The following is a 2,048-nucleotide window of genomic DNA, read 5'->3' as shown; positions in this document are numbered from 1 at the left end:
TCTGTGGCAACCCTCTGGTTACAGAGGTTATGCATTTATTATACGAATTCAGGTTGTCGTGATTTCTGACGAGGCGCACCGAAGCCAGTATGGCCTTAAGGCGGTATTAACCAAAGAAGGCCAGTACAAGTTTGGCTATGCCAGGCATATGCGGGACGCTTTGAAGAATGCCTCGTTTATTGGCTTTACCGGCACGCCCATCTCCCGGGAGGACAAAGATACCCGCTCGGTGTTTGGGGAGTATGTCTCCATTTACGATATTCAGGATGCCGTTGAGGATGGTGCGACGGTGCCCATCTATTATGAATCCCGCCTGGCCAAGCTGGATTTGAACCACGCTGAAATCCAGCAACTCTCTGAGCAGGTGGATGAGGTGGTGGAAAATGAGGAAGATATCAACCTACGGGAAAAGACCAAGGGCGAGTGGAGCCGGTTAGAGAAGCTGGTGGGTGCCACGCCCCGGTTGAAACAGGTGGCGGCCGACCTGGTGGCGCACTTTGAGTCTCGCAATGAGAGCATGGATGGCAAGGCGATGATTGTCGGGATGAGCCGGGATATCTGTGCCCATCTTTATAACGAGATTGTGGAGCTGCGCCCACAATGGCACGACCCTGATCCGGAAAAAGGCGTGATCAAGATTGTGATGACCGGTTCCGCCTCGGATAAGCCCCTGTTGCAGCCCCATATCTACAGCAAGAAGACCAAGAAACAGCTGGAGAAACGCTTTAAGGATGTGAACGATCCGATGAAGCTGGTGATTGTGCGGGATATGTGGCTGACCGGTTTTGATGCGCCCTGCTGCCACACCATGTATGTGGACAAGCCCATGAAGGGCCATAACCTGATGCAGGCCATTGCCCGGGTGAACCGGGTGTTTAAAAACAAGCCCGGCGGGCTGGTGGTGGATTACATCGGTATTGCCAATGAGCTGAAGGATGCGCTGAAAGATTATACCGATGCCCGTGGCAAGGGTGAGCCGACCCTGCGATCAGAAGAAGCCTGTGCGGTGCTCGCGGAAAAGATGGATGCACTGCGTGGATTGTTTGCTAAAACGCCACAGGGTACAGGACTGGATATCAGCGGCTTTGAAACCCGGGCCAGAGAATTACTGGTGCCAGCGGCCAACTATGTGCTGAGTTTGAAAGATGGCAAGAAGCGGCTGATGGATTTGGTGCTGGCAGCTAATAAGGCCTACTCCCTGTGTAGCACACTGGATGAAGCGAAAGAGCTGCGGCTTGAGCTGGCGTTTTTCTCGGCAGTGAAGGCGGCCATTAATAAATTCACCACAGTGGATAAAAAGCGTAGCCGGGAGGAACAGCAATCTGCCCTGAAGCAGATTCTGGATAATGCCATTGTGGCGGAAGGCGTGGCGGATGTGTTTGCACTGTGCGGACTGGAGAAACCCAATATAGGGCTGTTGTCCGATGAATTTCTGGATGATGTACGGCGAATGCCTCACAAAAATCTGGCCGTGGAGCTGCTGGAAAAGCTGTTGAAAGACGATATCCGCGCCAGGACCCGTAATAACGTGGTGCAGGAGAAGAAGTTCTCTGAACGGTTGCAGGCCACACTACGAAAATACAATAACCGGGCCATTGAGACAGCGCAGGTGATTGAAGAGCTGATCCAGATGGCCAAAGACTTCCAGGCGGAAATGAGCCGGGAAGCAGAGCTTGGCCTGAACCCGGATGAAGTGGCGTTTTATGATGCGCTGGCCAATAACGAGAGCGCTGTTCGGGAACTGGGTGATGAGATTCTCAAAAAGATTGCCATTGAGATTACCGACAAGCTGCGTAAATCCACCACCATTGACTGGCAGGTTAGGGACAGTGTGCGAGCCCGGTTGAAGATTCTGGTTCGGCGAACGTTGCAGAAGTACAAGTATCCACCGGATGGTGCGGCGGGTGCGGTTGAGTTGGTTTTGAAGCAGGCTGAGTCTTTGGCTTGTGAGTGGAGTGGAGGAATAGCGAGTTGAAGGAACCAATGTCGATAAGTAAGCGCTTATTTAAGGACGTCTTCAAAACCCATCACCTGTCTGCCACGCTAAC

1 protein-coding gene is annotated in these 2,048 nt (G+C 52.6%); it reads left to right on the top strand.

What is annotated here, in order from left to right:
• Positions 1 to 1,975, top strand: a 1,975-nt coding sequence (locus KDK14_RS15415; RefSeq protein ID WP_257266060.1) for a type I restriction endonuclease subunit R, incomplete at its 5' end; no start/stop codon positions are given.
• Between the last annotated feature and the right edge of the window lie 73 nt (positions 1,976 to 2,048).

Source organism: Endozoicomonas sp. ONNA2 (assembly GCF_024606365.1).
Lineage (GTDB): Bacteria > Pseudomonadota > Gammaproteobacteria > Pseudomonadales > Endozoicomonadaceae > Endozoicomonas.
The sequence above is the reverse complement of the archived record's forward strand: the minus strand, read 5'-3'. Positions and strand labels throughout refer to the sequence as shown.